Origin of the sequence: Myroides odoratimimus, assembly GCF_004337635.1 — a bacterium.
In the GTDB taxonomy this organism is placed as follows: Bacteria; Bacteroidota; Bacteroidia; order Flavobacteriales; family Flavobacteriaceae; genus Flavobacterium; species Flavobacterium odoratimimum.
This window is the reverse complement of record NZ_CP037427.1, coordinates 3,770,382-3,791,646: the sequence shown is the minus strand read 5'-3', so window position 1 is coordinate 3,791,646 and position 21,265 is coordinate 3,770,382. Positions and strand designations below refer to the sequence as shown.

18 protein-coding genes are annotated in these 21,265 nt (G+C 33.7%); 6 read left to right on the top strand and 12 right to left on the bottom strand.

What is annotated here, in order from left to right; genetic code table 11:
* Nucleotides 1-51 precede the first annotated feature (51 nt).
* Nucleotides 52-600 carry a GNAT family N-acetyltransferase gene (locus E0Z07_RS17265; RefSeq protein WP_058699705.1) on the bottom strand — a complete coding sequence of 183 codons (549 nt, stop codon included), beginning with the start codon at nt 598-600 and terminating at the stop codon, nt 52-54.
* 90 nt (nt 601-690) lie between these two features.
* Complete coding sequence (locus tag E0Z07_RS17260; protein WP_131541044.1) at nt 691-3,516, bottom strand: FAD-binding and (Fe-S)-binding domain-containing protein; 2,826 nt, start codon at nt 3,514-3,516, stop codon at nt 691-693.
* 455 nt (nt 3,517-3,971) lie between these two features.
* On the opposite strand from E0Z07_RS17260, the gene E0Z07_RS17255 reads away from it, so the two are divergent.
* From E0Z07_RS17255 to guaB, 4 genes are all read left to right on the top strand, one after another.
* Nucleotides 3,972-4,991 (top strand): quinone-dependent dihydroorotate dehydrogenase, encoded by a 1,020-nt coding sequence (locus tag E0Z07_RS17255; RefSeq protein ID WP_006261705.1) that lies wholly within the window; start codon nt 3,972-3,974, stop codon nt 4,989-4,991.
* Between the two features lie 8 nt (nt 4,992-4,999).
* A complete protein-coding gene (locus E0Z07_RS17250) occupies nt 5,000-5,626 on the top strand; it encodes a LysE family translocator (protein ID WP_039330214.1) in 627 nt (208 codons plus the stop codon).
* A 171-nt stretch (nt 5,627-5,797) separates the two neighbouring features.
* Nucleotides 5,798-6,664: a hydroxymethylglutaryl-CoA lyase gene (locus tag E0Z07_RS17245; protein WP_131541043.1), complete on the top strand. Its 867-nt coding sequence runs from the start codon at nt 5,798-5,800 to the stop codon at nt 6,662-6,664.
* Nucleotides 6,665-6,720: 56 nt separating this feature from the next.
* Entirely contained in the window at nt 6,721-8,193 is a 1,473-nt protein-coding gene (gene guaB / locus E0Z07_RS17240; RefSeq protein WP_131541042.1) for an IMP dehydrogenase, read from the top strand.
* 115 nt (nt 8,194-8,308) lie between these two features.
* Here guaB and nhaC read toward each other — a convergent pair whose 3' ends face one another.
* The 8 genes from nhaC to E0Z07_RS17200 all read right to left on the bottom strand — a co-directional run bounded on the left by nhaC (nt 8,309) and on the right by E0Z07_RS17200 (nt 17,125).
* A complete protein-coding gene (nhaC, locus tag E0Z07_RS17235; protein ID WP_006261702.1) occupies nt 8,309-9,808 on the bottom strand; it encodes a Na+/H+ antiporter NhaC in 1,500 nt (499 codons plus the stop codon).
* A gap of 177 nt (nt 9,809-9,985) precedes the next feature.
* Nucleotides 9,986-10,429 carry a hypothetical protein gene (locus E0Z07_RS17230; protein WP_006258464.1) on the bottom strand — a complete coding sequence of 148 codons (444 nt, stop codon included), beginning with the start codon at nt 10,427-10,429 and terminating at the stop codon, nt 9,986-9,988.
* Between the two features lie 120 nt (nt 10,430-10,549).
* Complete coding sequence (locus tag E0Z07_RS17225) at nt 10,550-11,332, bottom strand: hypothetical protein (RefSeq protein WP_006261701.1); 783 nt, start codon at nt 11,330-11,332, stop codon at nt 10,550-10,552.
* Nucleotides 11,333-11,359: 27 nt separating this feature from the next.
* A complete protein-coding gene (locus E0Z07_RS17220; RefSeq protein WP_006261700.1) occupies nt 11,360-12,181 on the bottom strand; it encodes a 5'-nucleotidase, lipoprotein e(P4) family in 822 nt (273 codons plus the stop codon).
* A gap of 176 nt (nt 12,182-12,357) precedes the next feature.
* Nucleotides 12,358-13,293, bottom strand: a complete 936-nt coding sequence (cysK, locus tag E0Z07_RS17215; RefSeq protein ID WP_006258461.1) for a cysteine synthase A — start codon at nt 13,291-13,293, stop codon at nt 12,358-12,360.
* Nucleotides 13,294-13,316: 23 nt separating this feature from the next.
* Nucleotides 13,317-14,144 (bottom strand): serine O-acetyltransferase, encoded by an 828-nt coding sequence (locus E0Z07_RS17210; protein WP_006258460.1) that lies wholly within the window; start codon nt 14,142-14,144, stop codon nt 13,317-13,319.
* Nucleotides 14,145-14,622: 478 nt separating this feature from the next.
* Entirely contained in the window at nt 14,623-16,437 is a 1,815-nt protein-coding gene (locus E0Z07_RS17205; RefSeq protein ID WP_006258459.1) for a chloride channel protein, read from the bottom strand.
* Between the two features lie 88 nt (nt 16,438-16,525).
* Entirely contained in the window at nt 16,526-17,125 is a 600-nt protein-coding gene (locus E0Z07_RS17200; protein WP_006258458.1) for an acyl carrier protein phosphodiesterase, read from the bottom strand.
* Nucleotides 17,126-17,223: 98 nt separating this feature from the next.
* On the opposite strand from E0Z07_RS17200, the gene glmM reads away from it, so the two are divergent.
* Nucleotides 17,224-18,612, top strand: coding sequence for a phosphoglucosamine mutase (glmM, locus tag E0Z07_RS17195; protein ID WP_006258457.1), 1,389 nt, complete (start codon nt 17,224-17,226; stop codon nt 18,610-18,612).
* A 183-nt stretch (nt 18,613-18,795) separates the two neighbouring features.
* On the opposite strand, the gene E0Z07_RS17190 is transcribed toward glmM, so the two are convergent.
* A complete protein-coding gene (locus E0Z07_RS17190) occupies nt 18,796-19,482 on the bottom strand; it encodes a TIGR02117 family protein (RefSeq protein WP_059051231.1) in 687 nt (228 codons plus the stop codon).
* A gap of 119 nt (nt 19,483-19,601) precedes the next feature.
* Nucleotides 19,602-20,501, bottom strand: a complete 900-nt coding sequence (locus tag E0Z07_RS17185; RefSeq protein ID WP_006258455.1) for a lysophospholipid acyltransferase family protein — start codon at nt 20,499-20,501, stop codon at nt 19,602-19,604.
* Nucleotides 20,502-20,601: 100 nt separating this feature from the next.
* On the opposite strand from E0Z07_RS17185, the gene E0Z07_RS17180 reads away from it, so the two are divergent.
* Entirely contained in the window at nt 20,602-21,252 is a 651-nt protein-coding gene (locus tag E0Z07_RS17180) for a rhomboid family intramembrane serine protease (protein ID WP_006258454.1), read from the top strand.
* Nucleotides 21,253-21,265: the final 13 nt, after the last annotated feature.

Here is a 21,265-nt window from a genome sequence, read left to right as displayed (position 1 = left end):
TAGTGAATATAAAAATGTAAGGCTACCTCTAAGAAGGTAGCCTTACTTACTTTATTTGTTTAGTTTAGAATAGATCACCGTATCTAAGAATTGACCATCAAAGAACCAGTTTTCTTTTAAATGACCTTCTTTTATAAAGCCGCATTTTTCAAGAACTTTCATAGAACCAATATTCTCTGGATCTAAGAGCGCTTCTATAGAATGTAATTTCATTGTAGAGAAGCCATAATGTACGATGGCTTGAAGAGCTTCAGTTATATAACCTTTTCCATTATACTGGGGCAAAGACATATATCCTGTTTCTGCTCTATAGTGCTCTAGTTTCATACGATAAAACCCGATGGTGCCAATCATTGTACCTTCTTCTTTTAGTGTGATTGCCCAATTAACACATTCTTTAGCTGCCATTCTTTCATTTATAGAATGGATATATTGTTTTATTTCTTCTTCTGATTGTGTAACAGGTACAGGGATATACTTCATCACTTCTGGGTCTGTACGCATGGTGTACATCGTGTTTAAGTCATTTATATCTAAACGTCTAAGAATAAGTCTATCTGTTTCGAGTATGGGAAATATGGTTAAGTCTATATTTAGCATGTTTTTTGAATTGGTTTAAAAACAAATCTAAATAAAATATGGCATAGACTTGTTGTCTATGCCATATTTTATCATTTTTAATAAGTAGTTCTATTTAGTTACTTCATCTATTAAGTAGAAGATAGACTTAAAGTTTACACCTCCATATTCTGTTAGTCCTATTTCACATGTACGACTGGTAGAGAATGCATCCTTCGCATCAGTAGGTATTTGTTCTTTTAAGTGTCTATTACCATGTTTGTTTAATTCAGGGAATGTAAACCCTCTATCTCCTGCGAAGCCACAACAGTTGCTATCAATATAGTTTACTTTCTCAGCACACAGCTTAGTCAATTCAAGTAACTTGCCTTCTAATCCTACTTTCTTAACAGAGCATACAGGGAATACACTGATTTCTTTTCTTGGACTCTTAACAGGTAATATAGGCATCACATAATCTAACATAAATTCGATAGGATCGTGCATTTTTAGCTTACCACCTTTATGAGCTTCATAGAAGGTATAAAAACAAGGACTCATGTCGAATAATACAGGATATCTACCATCCTCAGTAGCTTTTAATAAAGCAAGTTCTAATTCTGATGATTTAGTATGTCCTTCTTCTTTCATTCCTTTACTGCTAAATGGCATTCCGCAGCACATATTATTTACGTTTTCTGGGTATATAATGGTATATCCAGCACGTTTAAGTAGTTCTACTGTTTTAGCTGTTAAATCCATATCAGATTTAGGATAGTCATTAGATTTACCCATTGTTCTATTAATGCATGAAGGGAAGTAAACTACTTTTCTATCTTGTCCAGGATTAACGATAGGTTCTGTTATTTTATGCTTATTGCCTTTAGGCATGGCTACATTCCATTGTGGTATTTTATTACCAGACATCTTACGCATACCACTTGACACACTAGTCATAATCTTATTCCCTAAGATATTTTGGAATACCCCAACGGTGTTTAATGCCTTACGCCCCATGGCAGTAACGCGTTCCATATTTTCTACAAAATACTCAGCATTTTTTCTGTCTTTGTCCGTAATAGCGCTATGACGAATATCTTTAATGTATTTACCCGTATCTATTTTTACAGGACACGCTAAGGCACATAGTCCATCTGTAGCACATGTTTCATCAGCATAGTAATGAGCACTATTTACTAAGTTCTCTAACTCTTCTGTATCTTTCCCTATAGCTTGTAGTCTTGCTATTTCTCTACCTACCACGATACGTTGTCTTGGTGATAGTGTGAGCCCTTCTGATACACAGTGTGATTCACAGAATCCGCATTCGATACATTTATCTACTATTTCGTTAGTAGCAGGAGAAGCTTTGAAGTTCTCTAAATGAACATGAGGATTAGCATTGATAATTACACCTGGGTTCACTAAGTTATGTGGGTCAAAGATTGCTTTGACTTTTAGCATAATGTCATAAGCTTGTTTACCCCATTCTTTCTCTACGAAAGGAGCCATATTTCGCCCTGTTCCATGTTCAGCTTTTAATGAACCTTCAAATCTATCTACTACTATTTCTACCAACCCATCCATTAATCGAGCATATCTGTCTATTTCTTCTTGAGTAGAGAAATCTTGTGAGAATACTAGGTGTAAGTTTCCTTCTAAGGCATGCCCGAATAGTACTGCATCATGGTATTGTAATTCTGCAAACAAATCTTTCATGGCAATACACGCATCGGCTAATTTCTCTACAGGAAAGGCAACATCTTCAATGATACAAGTAGTACCTGTCTTTCTCAATGCTCCTGTCGTAGGTAACAGACCATTTCTAGCCTTCCAATTGAATGCGTATTGTTGAGGTTCTGAAGTAAACTCAAAAGGTTTATAAGTAGGAGTAGAAGCGATAGCTTCTCTAATCTGTTGTTGTTTAGTTGACATTTCAGTTTCATTCTCTGCTTGTGCTTCTACAAGTAAGATACAAGCCGTTTCTGGTAATGTCTTGAAATATTCTGGGGCAAGAGCTTCATCTTCGATAGATTTAATACTATTTCTATCTAGTAACTCTACTGCAGCTACAGGGCTTTTCTTTAAAAAAGGTACAGCTTGACAGGCTTTTTCTATCGTTTCAAAAATCATTAATGTACACGCTTTGTGTTTGTAATTAATGACTGTATTATATGTAATATCAGAGATGAAGGCTAATGTACCCTCAGACCCTATCATAATATGTTTAATGATTTCATAAGGATCGTGATAATCTATAAACGCGTTAAGGCTATATCCTGTGGTATTTTTGATTTTAAACTTGCGCTCTATTCGATCGTATAGTGTGCGATCTGTGTGAATAGCATCCCTTAGACGCTCTATTTCTTTGATGATTTCAGGGTGTTTCTCAGCGAATTCTTTTTTGCTTTCATCGCTTGCTGTATCTAATACGGTTCCATCATAAAGAACAATCTTAATATCTGCAATTGTATTATAAGAGTTCTGCGAAGTACCACAGCACATTCCACTAGCGTTATTAGCCGCGATACCGCCTATCATTGCGGCATTGATAGAGCCAGGATCAGGACCGATTTTACGTCCATAAGGAGCCAGGATAATATTAGCTCTTCCTCCAATAATACCAGGCTGAAACTTCGCTTGAAGCCCATTGTTTAAGATTTCGTATTTTTTCCATTGATGAGTAGCCACCATCAAGACAGAATCTGTTACTGCCTGTCCAGATAGACTTGTTCCTGCCGCTCGGTACGTCACCGCTACATTATGCCTTGTAGCAGTCTGTAGAGTAGCTACAGCTTCTTGGTGATTGTGTACTTGAACAACTATTTTAGGAACTAATTTATAAAAACTAGCATCAGTACCATACGCTAATAGTTGAATCGGATTAGTGATAATTCTATCAGAATCTAAGTGATTAGCTAGTTCTTCTTTGAACTTTTGGTATTGTAATGGTAACATATTTCTATCTTTTTTAATATGCTACAATTTACAAAACATATAAAAAAGATAAGAGTGGAACGCTTTGTTTATACTGGATTTAAATAAGATGCGGTAGTTGGAGGTATGGTGATGAATAATGTTTAAATTATAATGTTTCGAGATTGCTAGGGGTTTTCTTGAGGTATTCTTGCACCTTTCTTCGAGAAAAATGCTTTCTGGGCTAGGAAACCCCAAGGAATCTCCAAGAAAACCTCAAGAAAGTGCAAGGAAAATAGGGCTTGGTTGGTAGAGAAAGATTAGTAGAGATTACTTAGAAGGACTTTTTTGTAAACTGTTTTGACCTAATTGGTTAGTGTTAGAAATAACTATTGGAAGGCCATCATAAAAAACAAAAAAAGACCGCTATGAAATCCAAGGTTTAAATACTACCTTTGCACAAAATTTAGACACACAACAACACAAAGTCATTTAGTATGTATAAAAGCATTATTAAGCCTATATTTTTTAGGTTTGACCCAGAGAAAGTGCATCATTTTACCTTCGGTGCTCTTAAATTCGTGAATAGTATTCCTGGTGTATCCGCACTTATTCGCGCCAATTGTCAAGTAAATGACCCTAGATTAGAGAGAGAAGTATTTGGATTAAAGTTTAAGAATCCAGTAGGTCTTGCAGCAGGTCTGGATAAGGATGCTAAGTTATACAGAGAATTAGAAAACTTTGGTTTTGGTTTTATAGAAATCGGGACTCTTACTCCAAAAGGACAACCTGGAAATCCTAAAAAGAGATTATTCCGTCTAAAAGAAGACAATGGTCTTATCAATAGAATGGGATTTAACAATGGAGGGATAGAAGAGGCTATTGAGCGTCTAAAGAAGAATAAAGGAACGCTGATAGGAGGGAATATTGGGAAGAACAAAGTGACTCCTAATGAACAAGCAAATGAAGATTATGAAATCTGTTTTGAAGCGTTGTTTCCTTATGTAGATTATTTCGTGGTAAATGTGAGTTCACCTAATACACCTAATTTACGTGCATTACAGGATAAAGAACCACTGAAAGCGTTACTTCACGGATTACAAGTTAAAAATAATCAGAAAGAGGCTCCTAAGCCTATTTTACTGAAGATAGCACCAGATTTAACAGATGATCAGTTATTAGATATTATAGAGATTGTTACAGAAACAAAAATAGCTGGAGTAATCGCTACGAATACTACTATCGATCGCAGTAATCTGAAGTCTATTCATCAGCAGGAGACAGGGGGACTAAGTGGAAAGCCTCTGACGAAGAGAAGTACAGAGGTTATTCGATTCTTATCTGAGAAGAGTAATAAAGCATTCCCTATTATCGGTGTGGGAGGTATACATTCTGCAGAAGATGCGATAGAAAAACTAGAGGCAGGAGCAAGCTTAATTCAGCTTTATACTGGCTTTATATATGAAGGACCAGGCTTGATTAAAAAGATTAATAAGGCCATATTATCTAAATACTAGAATTAATTATGTCAACAGAAGTATTATATACTTTTTTTATAACTTGTTTTTTATTGATTATTACTCCAGGGCCAGATATTCTATATGTGGTTTCGCAGAGCATTACCAGAGGGCGTAAGTATGGATATGCGGTAGTGGTAGGACAGGTAGGAGGTTTATTATTCCATTTATCATTATTTGCATTTGGAATCTCCGCTTTAATTACGCAATCTGAATTACTGTTTAAAGGTGTTAAGTTATTCGGAGCCTTATATCTATTCTGGTTGTCTTATAAAGTATTTCAGGAAGAGAATGTAATCGTCATTGATGAATCTAGTTCAGGACAGAATGATAAGACTTTTATGGGATTTGTCAGAAAAGGATTGCTGATGAATGTATTAAATCCAAAGGTTATGATGTTCTTTTTGGCTTTATTCCCAGGGTTTATTACAGAAAGTGCAGGGAGTGTACAGAAACAAGTTTTTGTACTAGGTACCGTGTTTATTACAGAAGCAGTAGTCATTTTCTTTATCATCTGTACTATAGCAGCTAAGCTGACAGATTATATGAGAGATAATAAATATGTCAATATATTTTTAAAGTGGCTTCAAATCATCGTTTTTAGTGGATTAGCAGTTTTTCTACTAGTAAGCTAAGAAGAAAATAATAGTAAAAAAGGTTCTAAGGATAATATCTTTAGAACTTTTTTTGTTTATAGGAACTCTATGTGTCAGATAATCAATAGAATGTTGTTTGAGTATGTTAAGTAAATAAAATAAAGAAAATCACATTGTAAAATTGTGGCTTTTCATTTATATTTGAATTATATGAAACCAGCAGTAAAAATTATAGAATGTCCTCGTGATGCCATGCAAGGCATTAAGATGTTTATCTCAACAGAAAAAAAGGTACAGTATATACAGTCTCTTTTAAGAGTGGGGTTTGATACCATAGATTTTGGTAGTTTTGTTTCTCCTAAGGCTATTCCTCAGATGCAGGATACGGCTGAGTTATTAGCTCAGTTAGACTTGAGTAAGACAGAGAGCAAGCTATTAGCTATTATCGCAAACACAAGAGGTGCAGAACAAGCTGCTGAGCATAAAGAAATACAGTATTTAGGATTCCCTTTTTCTATATCTGAGAACTTCCAGATGCGTAATACACATAAGACTATTGCAGAATCTATCGTTACTTTAGATGAGATATTGAATATCGCTACTAAAGCCGATAAAGAGGTTGTGGCTTATTTATCTATGGGGTTTGGTAATCCTTATGGAGATCCGTGGGATGTAGATATCGTAGGGGATTGGACTGAAAAGCTGTCAAAGATGGGAGTGAAGATTCTTTCATTATCGGATACGGTAGGAAGTTCTACACCAGAAGTGATAGATTATTTATTTAGCAATTTGATTCCAGCTTATCCTAATATTGAGTTTGGAGCACATCTACACACTACTCCTGATAGTTGGTTTGAGAAGATTGATGCGGCCTATAAGGCTGGATGTCTACGTTATGATGGTGCAATAAAAGGTTATGGGGGATGTCCAATGGCAAAAGATGATTTGACTGGAAATATGCCAACAGAGAAGATGTTGAGCTACTTTACAGCAAATAAGGTAGATACGAACTTGAGTGCTATGTCATTTGAAAGCTCATATAATGAAGCTTTAAAAATATTTAATTTTTACCATTAAAGTTTTTTATTACATAGAAAAATAGTAAATTTGCGTGCAATTCAACGACATTGCACATGAAAGCACACACAACTAAAATCATCGGTCAAGGACTTACTTACGATGACGTATTACTAGTTCCAAACTATTCAGAAATACTTCCAAGAGAAGTTAGTTTAAAATCAAAATTTTCTAGAAACATTACTTTGAACGTTCCTGTAGTATCTGCTGCGATGGATACTGTAACGGAAAGTGAAATGGCTATTGCTATGGCTCGTGAGGGGGGAATCGGAGTGATTCACAAGAACATGACTGCTGAAGAGCAAGCAAAAGAAGTAAGAAAGGTAAAAAGAGCTGAGTCAGGTATGATTATAGACCCAGTAACTCTTCCTCTTACAGCTACTGTAGGTGATGCGAAAAAGGCAATGGCTGAATTCGGAATCGGAGGTATTCCAATTGTTGATGACAATGGGCTTCTTAAAGGAATCATTACGAATAGAGATATGCGCTTCGAAAAACAAAACGATCGTGCTATCACAGAGGTAATGACTAAAGATAATCTAGTAACTGCTGCTGAGGGTACTACTTTAGATCAAGCAGAAGAAATTCTTCAAGAGAAAAAAATCGAAAAATTACCAGTAGTTAATGCTGATAATAAATTAGTAGGATTAATCACTTTTAGAGATATCACTAAACTTACTTTAAAACCAAATGCTAATAAGGACAAGTTCGGTAGACTACGTGTTGCAGCTGCTTTAGGAGTAACTGCTGATGCTGTAGATAGAGCTAAATTATTAGTACAAGCTGGTGTAGATGCGTTAATTATAGATACTGCACATGGTCACTCTCAAGGAGTGGTAGGGGTGTTAAAAGCGGTAAAAACTGCTTTCCCTGAAATCGATGTAGTAGTAGGTAATATCGCTACTCCAGAGGCTGCTTTATTCTTAGTAGAGAATGGTGCTGACGCTGTTAAAGTAGGTATCGGACCTGGATCTATTTGTACTACACGTGTAGTAGCAGGGGTTGGGTTCCCACAGTTCTCAGCTATCATGGAAGTAGCAGCTGCTCTAAAAGGAACAGGTGTACCAGTGATTGGTGATGGAGGTCTTCGTTATACAGGAGATATCCCTAAAGCGTTAGGAGCAGGAGCAGACTGTGTAATGTTAGGATCAATGCTAGCAGGTACTAAGGAATCTCCAGGTGAAACTATTATCTTCGAAGGAAGAAAGTTCAAAGCTTACCGCGGAATGGGATCTGTAGCAGCTATGAAGCAAGGTTCTAAAGATCGTTACTTCCAAGATGTAGAAGATGATGTGAAAAAATTGGTACCTGAAGGAATCGAAGGTAGAGTGCCTTATAAAGGAGAGCTTAGCGAGAGTATGTTACAGTTCATAGGAGGTCTTAGAGCTGGTTTGGGATACTGTGGTGCTAAAGATATTCCTACATTACAAGAAGTGGCTAGATTTGTTCAGTTAACTGCTTCTGGTATTGGAGAGAGTCACCCTCACAATATTACGATTACTAAATCTGCACCTAATTATTCTAGATAGTGTTAGATGGTATGTTACGGATTACAAATTCGCAACAACCTTAGAGATATAATTAAAATAATAGGGCTATTTCGTACGAAATAGCCCTATTATTTTTTATAAGATAAGTGAGTAATTATGCTTTTATAGTATCTACTAAACGTCTTATTTTAATATTTAATACAACATAAGTAAGAGATACAAATGGTGAAATAATATTAAAGAATGCGTAAGGAGCATATGTCATTGTATCAATTCCTAGTACTCCTGAGTGATAAGCCCCACAAGTATTCCAAGGAATTAGTACTGATGTCACAGTCCCTGAATCTTCTAGTGTTCTACTTAAGTTCTCAGGCGCAAGTCCTTTATCCTTATAGGCTTTAGAAAACATTTTACCAGGTATTACTAATGATAAATATTGTTCAGAAGCAGTTAAGTTTACAACAACGCAACTTGCCATTGTGCTTGCGAATAATCCAAAAACTGACTTTGCTATGCTCAATAGGGTTTGTGTTATTTTCTTTAAAGCTCCAATAGCTTCCATTGCTCCACCGAAGAACATTGCACAGATAATTAACCATACTGTGTTTAGCATGCTTTTCATTCCTCCTGCTTCGAATAAGCTATTTAAACTTTCCATAGGAGATAGGATAGCAATATCTGTAGTGATGGCATTCATAATTCCTTTATAGGCTGTAACTGGTGTCAATGAAGTTCCTTCTCCTACAAAGGCTACTATATCTGGCTGAAAAAATAGAGCGAATACAGCTCCTAATAAGGTTCCTAAAAGTAAAGCAAGTATTGGTTTCATCTTTTTTAATATTGCTCCAATTACGATGACAGGAACTAAGAATAACCAAGGTGTAATGTTGAATGTTTGGTCAATTGCCTGTAATGAAGCGGACATATCTATGGTCTCAGGTACATCAAGATTAAAACTGATGATGATAAATATGATTAAGGTTAGTACATAGGTAGGGATAGTAGTGAACATCATATATCTTATATGAGTAAACAAATCTGTACCAGCCATAGCAGAGGCTAGATTAGTAGTGTCTGATAGTGGAGATAACTTATCTCCAAAGTATGCTCCTGATATTACAGCACCTCCAATAAGCGCTAGATCAATACCCATCGCATTACCTATACCTACTAGAGCAATACCTACTGTAGCAGATGTGGTCCAAGAACTACCTGTTGCCAAGGCGATAATGGAACAGATAATTACTGTCGCTGGTAAGAATATATGAGGTTCTAAAATCTGTAAACCATAGTAAATCATTGTCGGAATAATACCACTCAATAACCAAGTTCCTGATAAGGCTCCTACTAATAACAGTATATAGATAGCTCTAGTGGTCTCTCTAACGTTCTTAGTGATTTTTTTAATAATATCTTCGTAATCGACTTTATTGTATAGACCTATTCCGATTGCGATAAGCCCACCTATTAATAGAACGAATTGGTTAGAACCCGCTAAAGCAGCACTACCATAAACGAATACATTAGTACCTAATAGTGCAATAAGGACTATCATAGGGATTAGAGATTGTAATAAGGTTATTTTTTTGGATTTGACTTTAGTTTCAATATTCATGATTGTTTTATGTTGTTTGTAAAGAGCTTGAAGATACATAAAAATCAATAGAATTTAATATCTGTACAATATTATTTAGAATAAAACTACATATTGCCGTTTATTGCTAATCCTTTAAAGTACGGCTTTTGTGTGAGAAGTGTTTATAATGAATATGTTGTAATAAAAAAGCCTCATAAAATTAATTATGAGGCTTTGTCTTATAGGCTGATAATTTTATTTTATAGGCTCTTCATCTCTTGGAGGACCTATTTTTGTATAATTTATTTGAACAAGTTCTAATTGACCATTTATACTTACCCTAGTTACTAAAGAGAGCTCGTTTTGTTCTACTTTGACAATTTGTCTTTTGTCATTAACACTTTCAAAAACAATAAAATCATCAGAAACGTTACCTAACTTAACTTTAGGTTTTATTTCATTACTATAATATTGAACTAATTTGACTGATTCAAGTTGATCTGTGAAAACCTCTAGTTCTTCATTTTTATTAAATGTACCGATTTCAGTGTATTTAACTGTACTACCATCTTTTAATCTGATAGTGTTAGATTCCCATTTTCCAAAATAAGTTTTTACTGTGATTCCACTGTCATTACTACAGCTAGTGAATAGAATTGTAGTTAAAAGGAAACAACTGATAGATAATAGTTTTTTCATTAGTTTATGATGGTTTGTTATTTGTGTGGAAATATATAAAAAAAATGAATTGAATGTTGTAATAAAATATAAAGCCCCATAAAATTAATTATGAGGCTTAGTGTATTAACTAATATTAGTTTATTTATTTGAAGTGTAAGTGACAGTTACAGGTAATGTTGAACCTCTCATTGTATAGTCATAAGTAAGAGATAATTGACCTTTAACAATACCATTAATCTTACGTGGAGTATAATTCTCTTTTTCGAAAGTAATGATATTACCTTTAATTGTTCCTTTAGTAATAACAGGTTCTTTTTTGTTTTTGAAGTATTCAGTAAGAACAGCAGTATTTTCTGTTAATACTAAATTATCAGGTTGATTTACTGCATTATCACCAGGCATATCGGTATAGTTATGAATCATTTCTGTTGTTCCATAAGTATAAGACAATTCGTGAGAAATCCAAGTACCAATGTATTGAGTAGGGTTAGAATTACCATAAGTAACAGTTACAGGTAATGTTGCACCTCTCATTGTGTAATTATAGGTAAGTGATAATTGCCCATTAACAATACCATTGATTTGACGAGGAGCATATCCTTCTTTATCAAAAGTAATTATATTGTTTTTAACCGTACCTGTTGTAACTACAGGTTCAGAAACATTTTTAAAATATTCTGTAAGTGTAACTTTATTATTAATAATGACTAGTTTATCTGTTTGATATACGGCATTTTCACCAGGCATTTCAGTATAGTTATGAGTCATTTCTGTTGTCCCATAAGTATAAGATAATTTATCTGCATACCATGTTCCTTCAGCATTTATCTCAGATCTAATAGGAGCATTGTCATCGTTAGAACATGCTGTGAAAGATAGAGTAGTACTTACGAAAAGTACTAAAGCCATTAATTTTTTCATTGATATTAAGTTGTTAGTTTTTTGTTATTATTTAAAACCTTTTACGCTTTTGTCGTAGATTTTATCTTTGTCCTCTTTAGAAAGGTCTTTTCTGTATTGGAATAATGCCGCTTCCCAATCTCCATAACCTGTATTAGGTAAAACAATAAATTTCTTACCAAACTGTTCTCTATTGTTTCTTACATTCTCTATTCTCTCTTCTTGAGTCTTTTTATCCCAAAGCGTAGAGAAGTCAGATAAGTTATCTCCTAAAAGCATTACGATTTCGTGAGTTTCGCTTAGTTTTTGGCGTCTTGCCTCTTTACTAGACTCAGCAGTTCTAACGATAACGTGTGTATCATCTGCGTAAGGGTAGTTATACTTTACTAAGTTTTTCATAGTACCAGGTTTGTCATTCTGGTTTCTATTTGTGATATAGAATACTTCTACACCTTTAGACTTAGCATAGTTAAAGAATTCTAAACTTCCTAATAATGGAAGAGCTTCTCCTTTAGAAGTCCATTCTGTCCAAGTAGCTTGGTCATAAGATTTACCTTCTCTAGCCATTTGTACAGCATAAGGAGAGTTGTCTAAGAAAGTTTCGTCGATGTCAGTAACAATAGCAAGAGGCTTATTGTGTTGTTCTGTAAGAATGCGATCTAGTTGCAATGTAGCAATATTGAAAGCCTGAGCAGCTAAAGCTTGATATTCAGCAGCATTTTGTTGGAATACAGCTGAGTATAATTTCCCATTTACTTCAATGTTGTTTAAGGCGTTTTCTGAAGATGTAGTTGTTCCTTGTGGTACTGACTTACATGCAGTTAAAGCTGTAAAAGCTAAAGCTGTTATTAGAAAAGATCTTTTAAGCATGTGATTTATTATTTTCTGTTACAAGCACAAAAATACAATAATAATCTGGAAGAGAGCTACAGTTAGAGGAATACAGCTTAGTTAGCCTTCTTTAAAAATTGTTAAATAAACAGAAACGAAAAACAAAAAGGGAGTTTATGATTAAACTCCCTTGATATAGATCGTATGAATAATAATTACTTTATTTCTGCTGCTTTTTCATCAAATAATTCAGAAACAGACCAATATCTTTCTCCTGTATCATAGTTGAAGGTTAAAATAGTAGCTCCTTTTTCTATTTCTGGTAATTTTTTAGCAATAGCAGCTAAAGATGTACCTGTAGAAATACCAGCCAAAATACCTTCTTGACTAGCAATTTTATTAGTATAAGCATACGCTTCTTCTTTACCTATAGTGATAATACCATCAAAGATATCTGTATTCACTACTTTAGGTATAAATCCTGCACCAATACCTTGTAATGGGTGTGGACCTGGTTTTCCTCCACTTAAGACAGGAGAGTTTTCAGGTTCTACAGCAAACACTTTTAATTTAGGAAAAACTTTTTTTAACTCTTCTGCTACTCCAGTGATGTGTCCACCTGTTCCTACTCCAGTGATTAGATAGTCAATACCTTCAGGGAAGTCATTGATGATTTCTAGAGCAGTTGTTTTACGGTGTACTTCTGGGTTTGCTAAGTTGTTAAACTGTTGAGGTACCCATGCGTTCTCCATTTCTTCTGCTAGTTCAGTTGCTTTAGATACAGAACCAGATGTTCCTAATTCTTTTGGCGTTAGGACAAATTTAGCTCCATAAGCAGCCATAAGCTTTCTGCGTTCGATACTCATTGACTCAGGCATTACTAGGATTAATTTATAACCTTTAACAGCACAGGTCATAGCTAGACCAACTCCAGTGTTTCCTGAAGTAGGCTCTATAATAGTAGTGTCTTTATTGATTAACCCTTTTGCTTCAGCATCTTCAATCATAGCTAAGGCAATACGGTCTTTTAAACTTCCTCCTGGATTTTGTTTCTCTAGTTTAATCCAAACATTAATATCATTTGGAAATAACTTGTTTATTTTAATATGAGGGGTATTTCCTATTGCCTCAAGTACACTATTTATTTTCATGATTCTTAGATTTTTTTGATTAATTAAATTATGAAATTAATTGGTTCAGGATAATTTTCTTGATCTTTAGAATAGCTTTTACTTTTACTATACATTATAGAGTTAGGCTTTACACTTTTGGTTAACCATACATTACCACCTATTACAGTATCATGACCTATAATAGTATCACCTCCTAATATAGTTGCACCAGAATAAATAATAACATTATCTTCAATATATGGGTGTCTTCTTGTATTTGCTTTGTCCTTAGATACAGAAATAGCTCCTAAAGTAACACCTTGATATATTTTTACGTTTTGACCAATAACACAAGTTTCTCCTATCACGATACCCGTTCCATGGTCTATGCAGAAATGAGATCCAATGATAGCAGCAGGATGAATATCAATACCTGTCTTACTATGTGCATGTTCTGTCCATATTCTTGGTAATAGCACTACTTTCTGTGTGTGTAGTTGATGTGCAAAACGATAAATAGCAATCGCATAAAATCCTGGGTAAGCTATGTATACTTCTTGTAAACAAGTAGCTGCAGGGTCATTTTCTAAAATAGCTTGCGCATCTGTTTTAAGTGTAAAGAAAATATGTGGTAAAGCTTCGAAAAAGTCATTAGCTATTTTTTGAGACTTATCTACATCATTATTAATTTTAAATACAATAGAAAGTAACTCTAACTTTAGTGTAGATAAACGGATATTGATAGCTTCTTCTGATAAGTATTTTTTATCTTCTAATTGAAATAGAAAATGAAATAACGTATCAGTGAATTTTTCAATTCTTTGTTTGTCTAAGAATGATTGTGAACTTTCATTTTGTGTCAGTATCTCTCTAACGAAATCATTTTGCATGAATAAACGTAATTTGAATTAAAGTATGTATACAATAAAGGAAATACCTTTTAATATACATAACTATAGTAATATTTGATAATAAATACATTATTATGTAAATGTAAGAATTGTACAACGAAGGTTGAAGAGTGTTTAACAAAACTTTCATTTTATTTATGAAATGTATTTAAAACGGCTTATTTAGAAGACGGATAGTGGCAAAGTATCTATTTGGGATAATAGTTGTTAAAAACAAAGGATCTCTCTTTTTACTATACAATATTATTTTATCTTTGTTAGAGAATTACAAAGGCGAAGTAATTCAATCAGTTATGTGTTTTGTTTCTGAAATAGATTTTTTATTTTAATTTCTTTTGAGCTGGCTACTTAAAAAGGGATTTGGTTTTGTTGTTTTGTTGTTCTATTTCAAAATTTGTGAAACAAAAAAAAATACATACTTAAAATAAAAAGGGTTCCTTCAATAAGGAACCCTTTTTTATTCTAATAACAGTGACTTTAGGTTGATACGATATGCTTTAAGTAATTCTGCTTTAATTAGATATCCTATATATTTTTTGTTTTCTTGTACTAGTACAAATTCTAAGTTGTTAGTTTCTAAAGTCTGCATAATGATTTTAGAAGAATCGTTTTTAGATACAATTATAGGTGTTTCTATTAGGTCTTTAATAGGTGTGAATTTGGTTTGAAACTCACTGAATATAATAGGTCTTACACTATCAAGGTTAACGATACCAATGATTTTTTGTTCACTATCTAGTATAGGAATAAAGGTCTGTTTAGTATTTGCAAAAATATCTACAACAGCTGCGGTAGTGTGTTGTGGTGTTAAAGTCTTAATATCATTTTTAATATAATCACTTGCTATTATAGTTGATAATATATTAGAATCTTTATCAGAAGTGAAGACCATCCCCGTTGTAGCTATAGATTTAATATCCATAGAGTATTTTTCCATGTGCTTAGAGATTGCAAAGCTAATAGATGATACGATTAATAGAGGAACCATTAATCCATATCCTCCTGTTATTTCTGCAATTAAGAAAATACCTGTCAGAGGAGCATGAAACAATCCACTGATTACAGCTGCCATTCCTACTACTGTGAAGTTTTGAACAGGAATCTCCTTTATACCTAATAACTGTAATAGTTTGGCTAGAGTAAAACCAAGATAAGAACCTACGAATAGAGAAGGAGCGAAGTTACCTCCATTTCCTCCACTTCCCATTGTTAATCCTACAGCATAAGTTTTTACTAATGCTGCCCCTCCAACAAAGAGTAATAATACCCATTGTTTATTAGAAAAATCAGCTAACAAAGTATTATTTAGAATAGACTGTGGTGCATCACTAGTTAGTATTTTAATGCTTTCATATCCCTCACCAAAAAGTGTAGGAAAGAGAAAAATTAAGACTGCTAACATAGAAGCCCCTATTAATGCTTTCTTATAAGCACCAAACTTCATACTTGATATATAGTGTTCTGTCTTTCGGAACATTCTAGCATGATATACACAAAAGAAACCAGATAAAATACCTAGTAAAATATAGTAAGCTGTGTTACCTGTATCAAATACCAACTGATTTTTAAAAGAAAGTAAAATGTCTTCTTTGATAATTAAGTTCGTTACAATAGTACCTGTAGCAGCAGAAATCATAATAGGTATAAAAGCAGATACAGAAACATCAACTAAGATAATTTCTATAGCAAAAAGAACACCAGCTATCGGCGCATTAAAAGCAGCTGATACTCCAGCAGCTACACCACAACCTAATAATAGTATTCGATCTTTGTAATTAAGCTTATAGTTCTGAGCATAATTAGAACCAAAAGCAGCCCCTGTAATAGCAATTGGAGATTCAAGACCTAACGAACCTCCCATACCTACAGTCAAAGAACTTGTGATAATCTGTGAGTACATCTGCTTACGTGGCATAATACCAGACTTCTTAGCAACAGCAATCATGATCTGATATGTACCTTTCTCAATAGATCCATTTAGAAATTTTCTAACAACGAATACGGTAAGTAAAATACCTATAATAGGTAGAATACTGTTCATATAAGGTAGATGAGAGATGTTGTCTATATAGGTAGCAAGTTTAAATACATTGTGAGCAAAGTACTTCAAAACTGTAACAGCAATAGCAGATGATGCCCCTACTAAGACGCAAGAGAAATATAAAAACTGCCTATTGCTTAAGATAGACTTCAGGAAGAATAGTATTCCTTCAGCATACTTAAACACTTGACCAGCGTAGTACTTTATTTTCTTGGGATTTATAATTTTCATATTGCAAAAATAATGTAAAAGAAAACCCTTTTGGTAATAATTATCTAGTTTTGTTATTCGTGATAATAGAAAGATATAAGATAAGATATTATTTTAATAAGTAACGCTCTGTTTTTTTAAAATCAATTAAATGTTTTTGTAATTCTGTAAAGAAAGTAGAGAAATGCTCTTCGAATGTATCATAATGTTCTACTAGTTCTGTTGTAGCAAAAGACATCTTAGAGACTCCTTTCGTTCTACGATCCATTTGTGTCAGTATATATCTTAACCCTTCTATAGAACGATATTTTACAAGCCAATTTTCTTCAAGCATAATATGTAAGAAGTTTTGAACCTTAACAGGTAGGGCAGTAAAGTTCTCTTGTAATTCGGTATAGAAACGTTGAGCATATTCTTCTAATGGGATAGAACTGTATTGATTCCAATTTTTAGCTAGAAAGTGATCGTAGTACATATCTATTAGAACAGCGGCGTAATGGTTGTATTGGGGTACAATAAGTTTTTTACTTTTTCTCCAGATTTCATGAGCATCTGTATAAGTATCTATTTCTCGATGTAAGATTACACCTTGTTGAATTTTAGTAGGATAATTGATGTAGTCTTTTCCTCGAATACTATCCGCTACAAAGTTTCCTATTTTAAGTAAAGTGTCATCCCCAGAGAGGTATATATGGGCTAAGAAGTTCATAATCTCATTTTGACTATAAAAATACGGTATTTTACAAAATTGTTCAGGCTGTCCCACCTATAATTCTATATCTTTGTGTTAATAAAAAATATGTAATTATGACATTGATTAAATCTATATCTGGTATACGTGGTACTATAGGAGGAAAAGTAGGGGATAATCTTACTCCAATTGATGCAGTGAAATTTGCATCAGCTTATGGAACATTCCTTAAAAACAACTCAAATAAAGAAAGTTTAAAAGTAGTGATTGGTAGAGATGCTCGTATCTCAGGACCTATGATTCATAATTTGGTAGTAAATACTTTAGTTGGGTTAGGTATTCATGTAATAGACTTAGGTTTATCTACTACGCCTACTGTAGAGATAGCTGTTCCATTAGAGCAAGCAGATGGAGGTATTATCTTAACTGCTTCTCATAACCCAAAACAATGGAATGCTCTAAAATTATTGAACAGTAAAGGAGAGTTTCTAAGTGGTGCTGAAGGGCAAATCATTTTAGAAATTGCTGAGAAAGATGCATTTGATTTTGCAGATGTAGATAGTTTAGGGACTATAGAACATAAAGATAACTATATGGACATCCATATAGAGGAGATATTAAAACTAAAGTTAGTAGATGTTGAAGCTATTAAGAAACGTAAGTTTAAGGTAGTAGTAGATGCTGTTAACTCATCTGGAGGAATTATTATTCCTGCTTTATTGAGAAAATTAGGAGTAGAGGTAGTAGAGCTTTATTGTGATCCAACAGGACACTTCCCTCATAATCCAGAACCTCTAAAAGAGCACTTAGGTGATATCTGTGCCTTAGTGAAAAAAGAGAATGCAGACTTCGGTGTAGTAGTTGATCCAGATGTTGATCGTTTAGCTTTTATTTCTAATGATGGCGAAATGTTTGGAGAAGAGTACACTTTAGTAGCAGTAGCAGATTATGTATTAAGTAAAACACCTGGTAACACAGTGTCTAACTTATCATCATCACGTGCATTAAGAGATATTACTCAGAAACATGGAGGTACTTATAATGCATCAGCTGTAGGAGAAGTAAATGTAGTAGAAATGATGAAGGCTACTAATGCAATAATCGGAGGAGAAGGTAATGGAGGTATCATTTATCCAGAGACACATTATGGACGTGATTCTATCGTAGGTGTAGCTTTATTCTTAACACATTTGTCTAACTTAGATATGACTGTAGCAGAGTTAAGAGCTTCTTATCCTCAGTATTATATGAGTAAGAATAAGATAGAACTTACGCCTAAGTTAAATGTAGATATGATCTTAGAACAGATCGCTGAAAATTATAAAAATCAAGAAGTATCTACAGTTGATGGTGTGAAGATAGACTTCCCTTCGTCATGGGTACATCTAAGAAAGTCTAATACAGAGCCTATTATTCGTATATATACGGAAGCAGGAACACAAGAAGATGCAGACAGTTTAGCTTTGCGTATGATAGACGAGTTAAAAGTGATTGCTGGAATATAACTATAGAATTATAGCAAATAACAAAGGGAACCAAATCGGTTCCCTTTATTTGTATAATAAGTATTTATTGAATTCTGTATAGTAGTATACTTAGTACAGAATCACTTACCTAGCGCATGAACAAAGGTACTACACCTTTATAATAAAACTATACGGAAATCCTCATTCCGATATAAAAGATGTTTACAAATTATATTTTCTAAAGATACCTTCTTGGAAGGGAGTCCATAAGCAAGCTTTCATCTTAGCTTTTTTTAGACCAGAATTAGCCCAAGTATTGCATGTATATAAGAAGCTATACTTTCCTTCTCCTTCATAAAAAGAATCGTTTAATCCGTATGCTTTATCAGTTTTGATATTAATTATATTGTTATCTGTATCTCGTTTAAACGAAGATACGATGTAATCGATGAGTATCTGGTACTGTTGTTTGGATAATTTCACCTCTATTGTATTTTCGTCTAGTTCTATATTAGATAAGTAAGTAGAGTGTATTGCAGTAGTTCCTAACCCAAAGACAGCATTGATAGCTATACCTGGTTTTACGTTATCCCAATCCTCTACGTCTAAAAAGAATCCTTTATCTCCCCAACCTAATGCGATATAAGCGAAGTTTCTACGTTGTTCTTTTGTATGTTCGAATTTTAGCTCTTTACTCCAATCAATTAAATCTGATTTAACAGGAAACACGAAGTCTGTATGCATACCATTAGTGGTAAGGTACATGGTGAATTCTTGAGGTTCTTCTTGTATCTCATTTACTGTAATATTCGAAAGTCCTCTGGCAGCTAAAAAATAAATAATAACACATATCCCTAAAGTAGAGATTGAAATTAAGATTATCTTAATTAATAATTTGATGTATTTCATAAAAAATTAGAATACTTATAATGTGCTAATGTAATAATTTACAATGATATTAGCGATGTGGACTTACTTTTATTGTAAATAAAAAATCCTTTCTGATTAGAAAGGATTTAATGATATTACTATTTGATATTAGCAGGTTTTTTGCCTTGGTGTTTCCATCGCTTATGTGTCCAGAAGTAGTATGAAGGCGCTTCTATAATTTGCTTCTCTAATTCACCTAAGAATCGATGAGTCAATTCATAATTAGGAACATCCTCTAGTGCTTCTCCTTCTTTTAATAAAGGAACAAAAGTTGTCTTATAATGCCCGCGTTTAACATATTCTACTTTAAGATACATAGGTACCATATCGAATTTCTTACACAGTGCTTCTCCTCCTGTAAATACGGGAACTTCTATCCCCATAAAGTCTTGCCAACAATTGGCTTTACTCACCATAGGAGATTGATCACTAATAAAAGCATAGACACCATGGTTTTTATTCACTTCATTTTGTCTGATTACCTTGATGGTTTCCTTCATTTCGACAAGTACGGTGTTAAAGCGAGAACGAATCTTCTTAATTAACTTATCGAAGTAAGGATTTGCAATTCTCTTATAGACAGCATAACCTTGGAATTGAATAAAGCGATCTAAGATGATGATCCACTCCCAGTTAGCATAATGTGCACAGAATAGCATGACACTCTTTCCTTGTTTCTCTACTTCTAAGACAGTATCTAAATTCGTAAAGGTAAATCTCTTTTTAAGTTCTTCTTCAGAGATAGTAAATGTTTTGATCATTTCTAAGAAGATATCACATAAATGTCTAAAGGATTCTTTCTCTACTTTTTGAACCTCCTTTTCAGAGAGGTGAGGCATAGTCATTCTAATATTCTCTCTCACTGTTTTCTTTCTGTATCCGACAACTTTATATAACAATACATAGAAGATATCCGAGATAAAGTAAAATATAGGGAAAGGCATCTTAGAGATTAGCCATATTATAGGGTAAACAATTATATATATAAGGAAATTCATTCTGTTTGATTTTGTGCAAAGATAGTTTAATACCATAATCTAACACAAATTTAATAGGCGAGTAGCGAACAATTCTTTATTTTTAACCAAATATTTTTATATGGATATATCTACGGTTACCCTAATTCTTTTGGGGTTAAATGGACTTGTTACTTACAAAGGGCTAAATGATTTTAGCTTTTTTAATAAGTATTGCTTTGATATTAATCAAATTAATAGAGGAGAGCGCTATCGTTTCATAACATCAGGTTTCTTACACGTTGACTGGATGCACTTCGCATTTAATATGTTGACCCTGTATTTTTTTGCAGATATTATTATCCATGTTTCAGGAGTATTATACTTCTTGATAGTCTATGTTGCAAGTTTATTGGTAGGAAATATATTGACCTATCAGTTTTATAAGAACCAACCTCATTACAGAGCAGTAGGGGCATCAGGAGCTATTATGGGAGTATTATATGCGTCTATTATGCTTAATCCTTCTATGAGTCTGTATATGTTCTTTATACCGATTCCTATTCCTGCTTATATATTTGCAGTAGGGTATTTACTGTACTCACTTTATGGAATGAAGAAGAATAGTGATGGTATTGGCCATACAGCACATATTGGAGGAGCATTAGCAGGTTTAATATTGATTGTATTAAAGTACCCTATCTTGATCCAAACAGAATTTAAATTAATAGCAATATTGCTAATCCCTGTACTGATTTTAGTGGGAATGTATCGAAGCAAAAGGATTCAATAGACTTTTTTTGGCA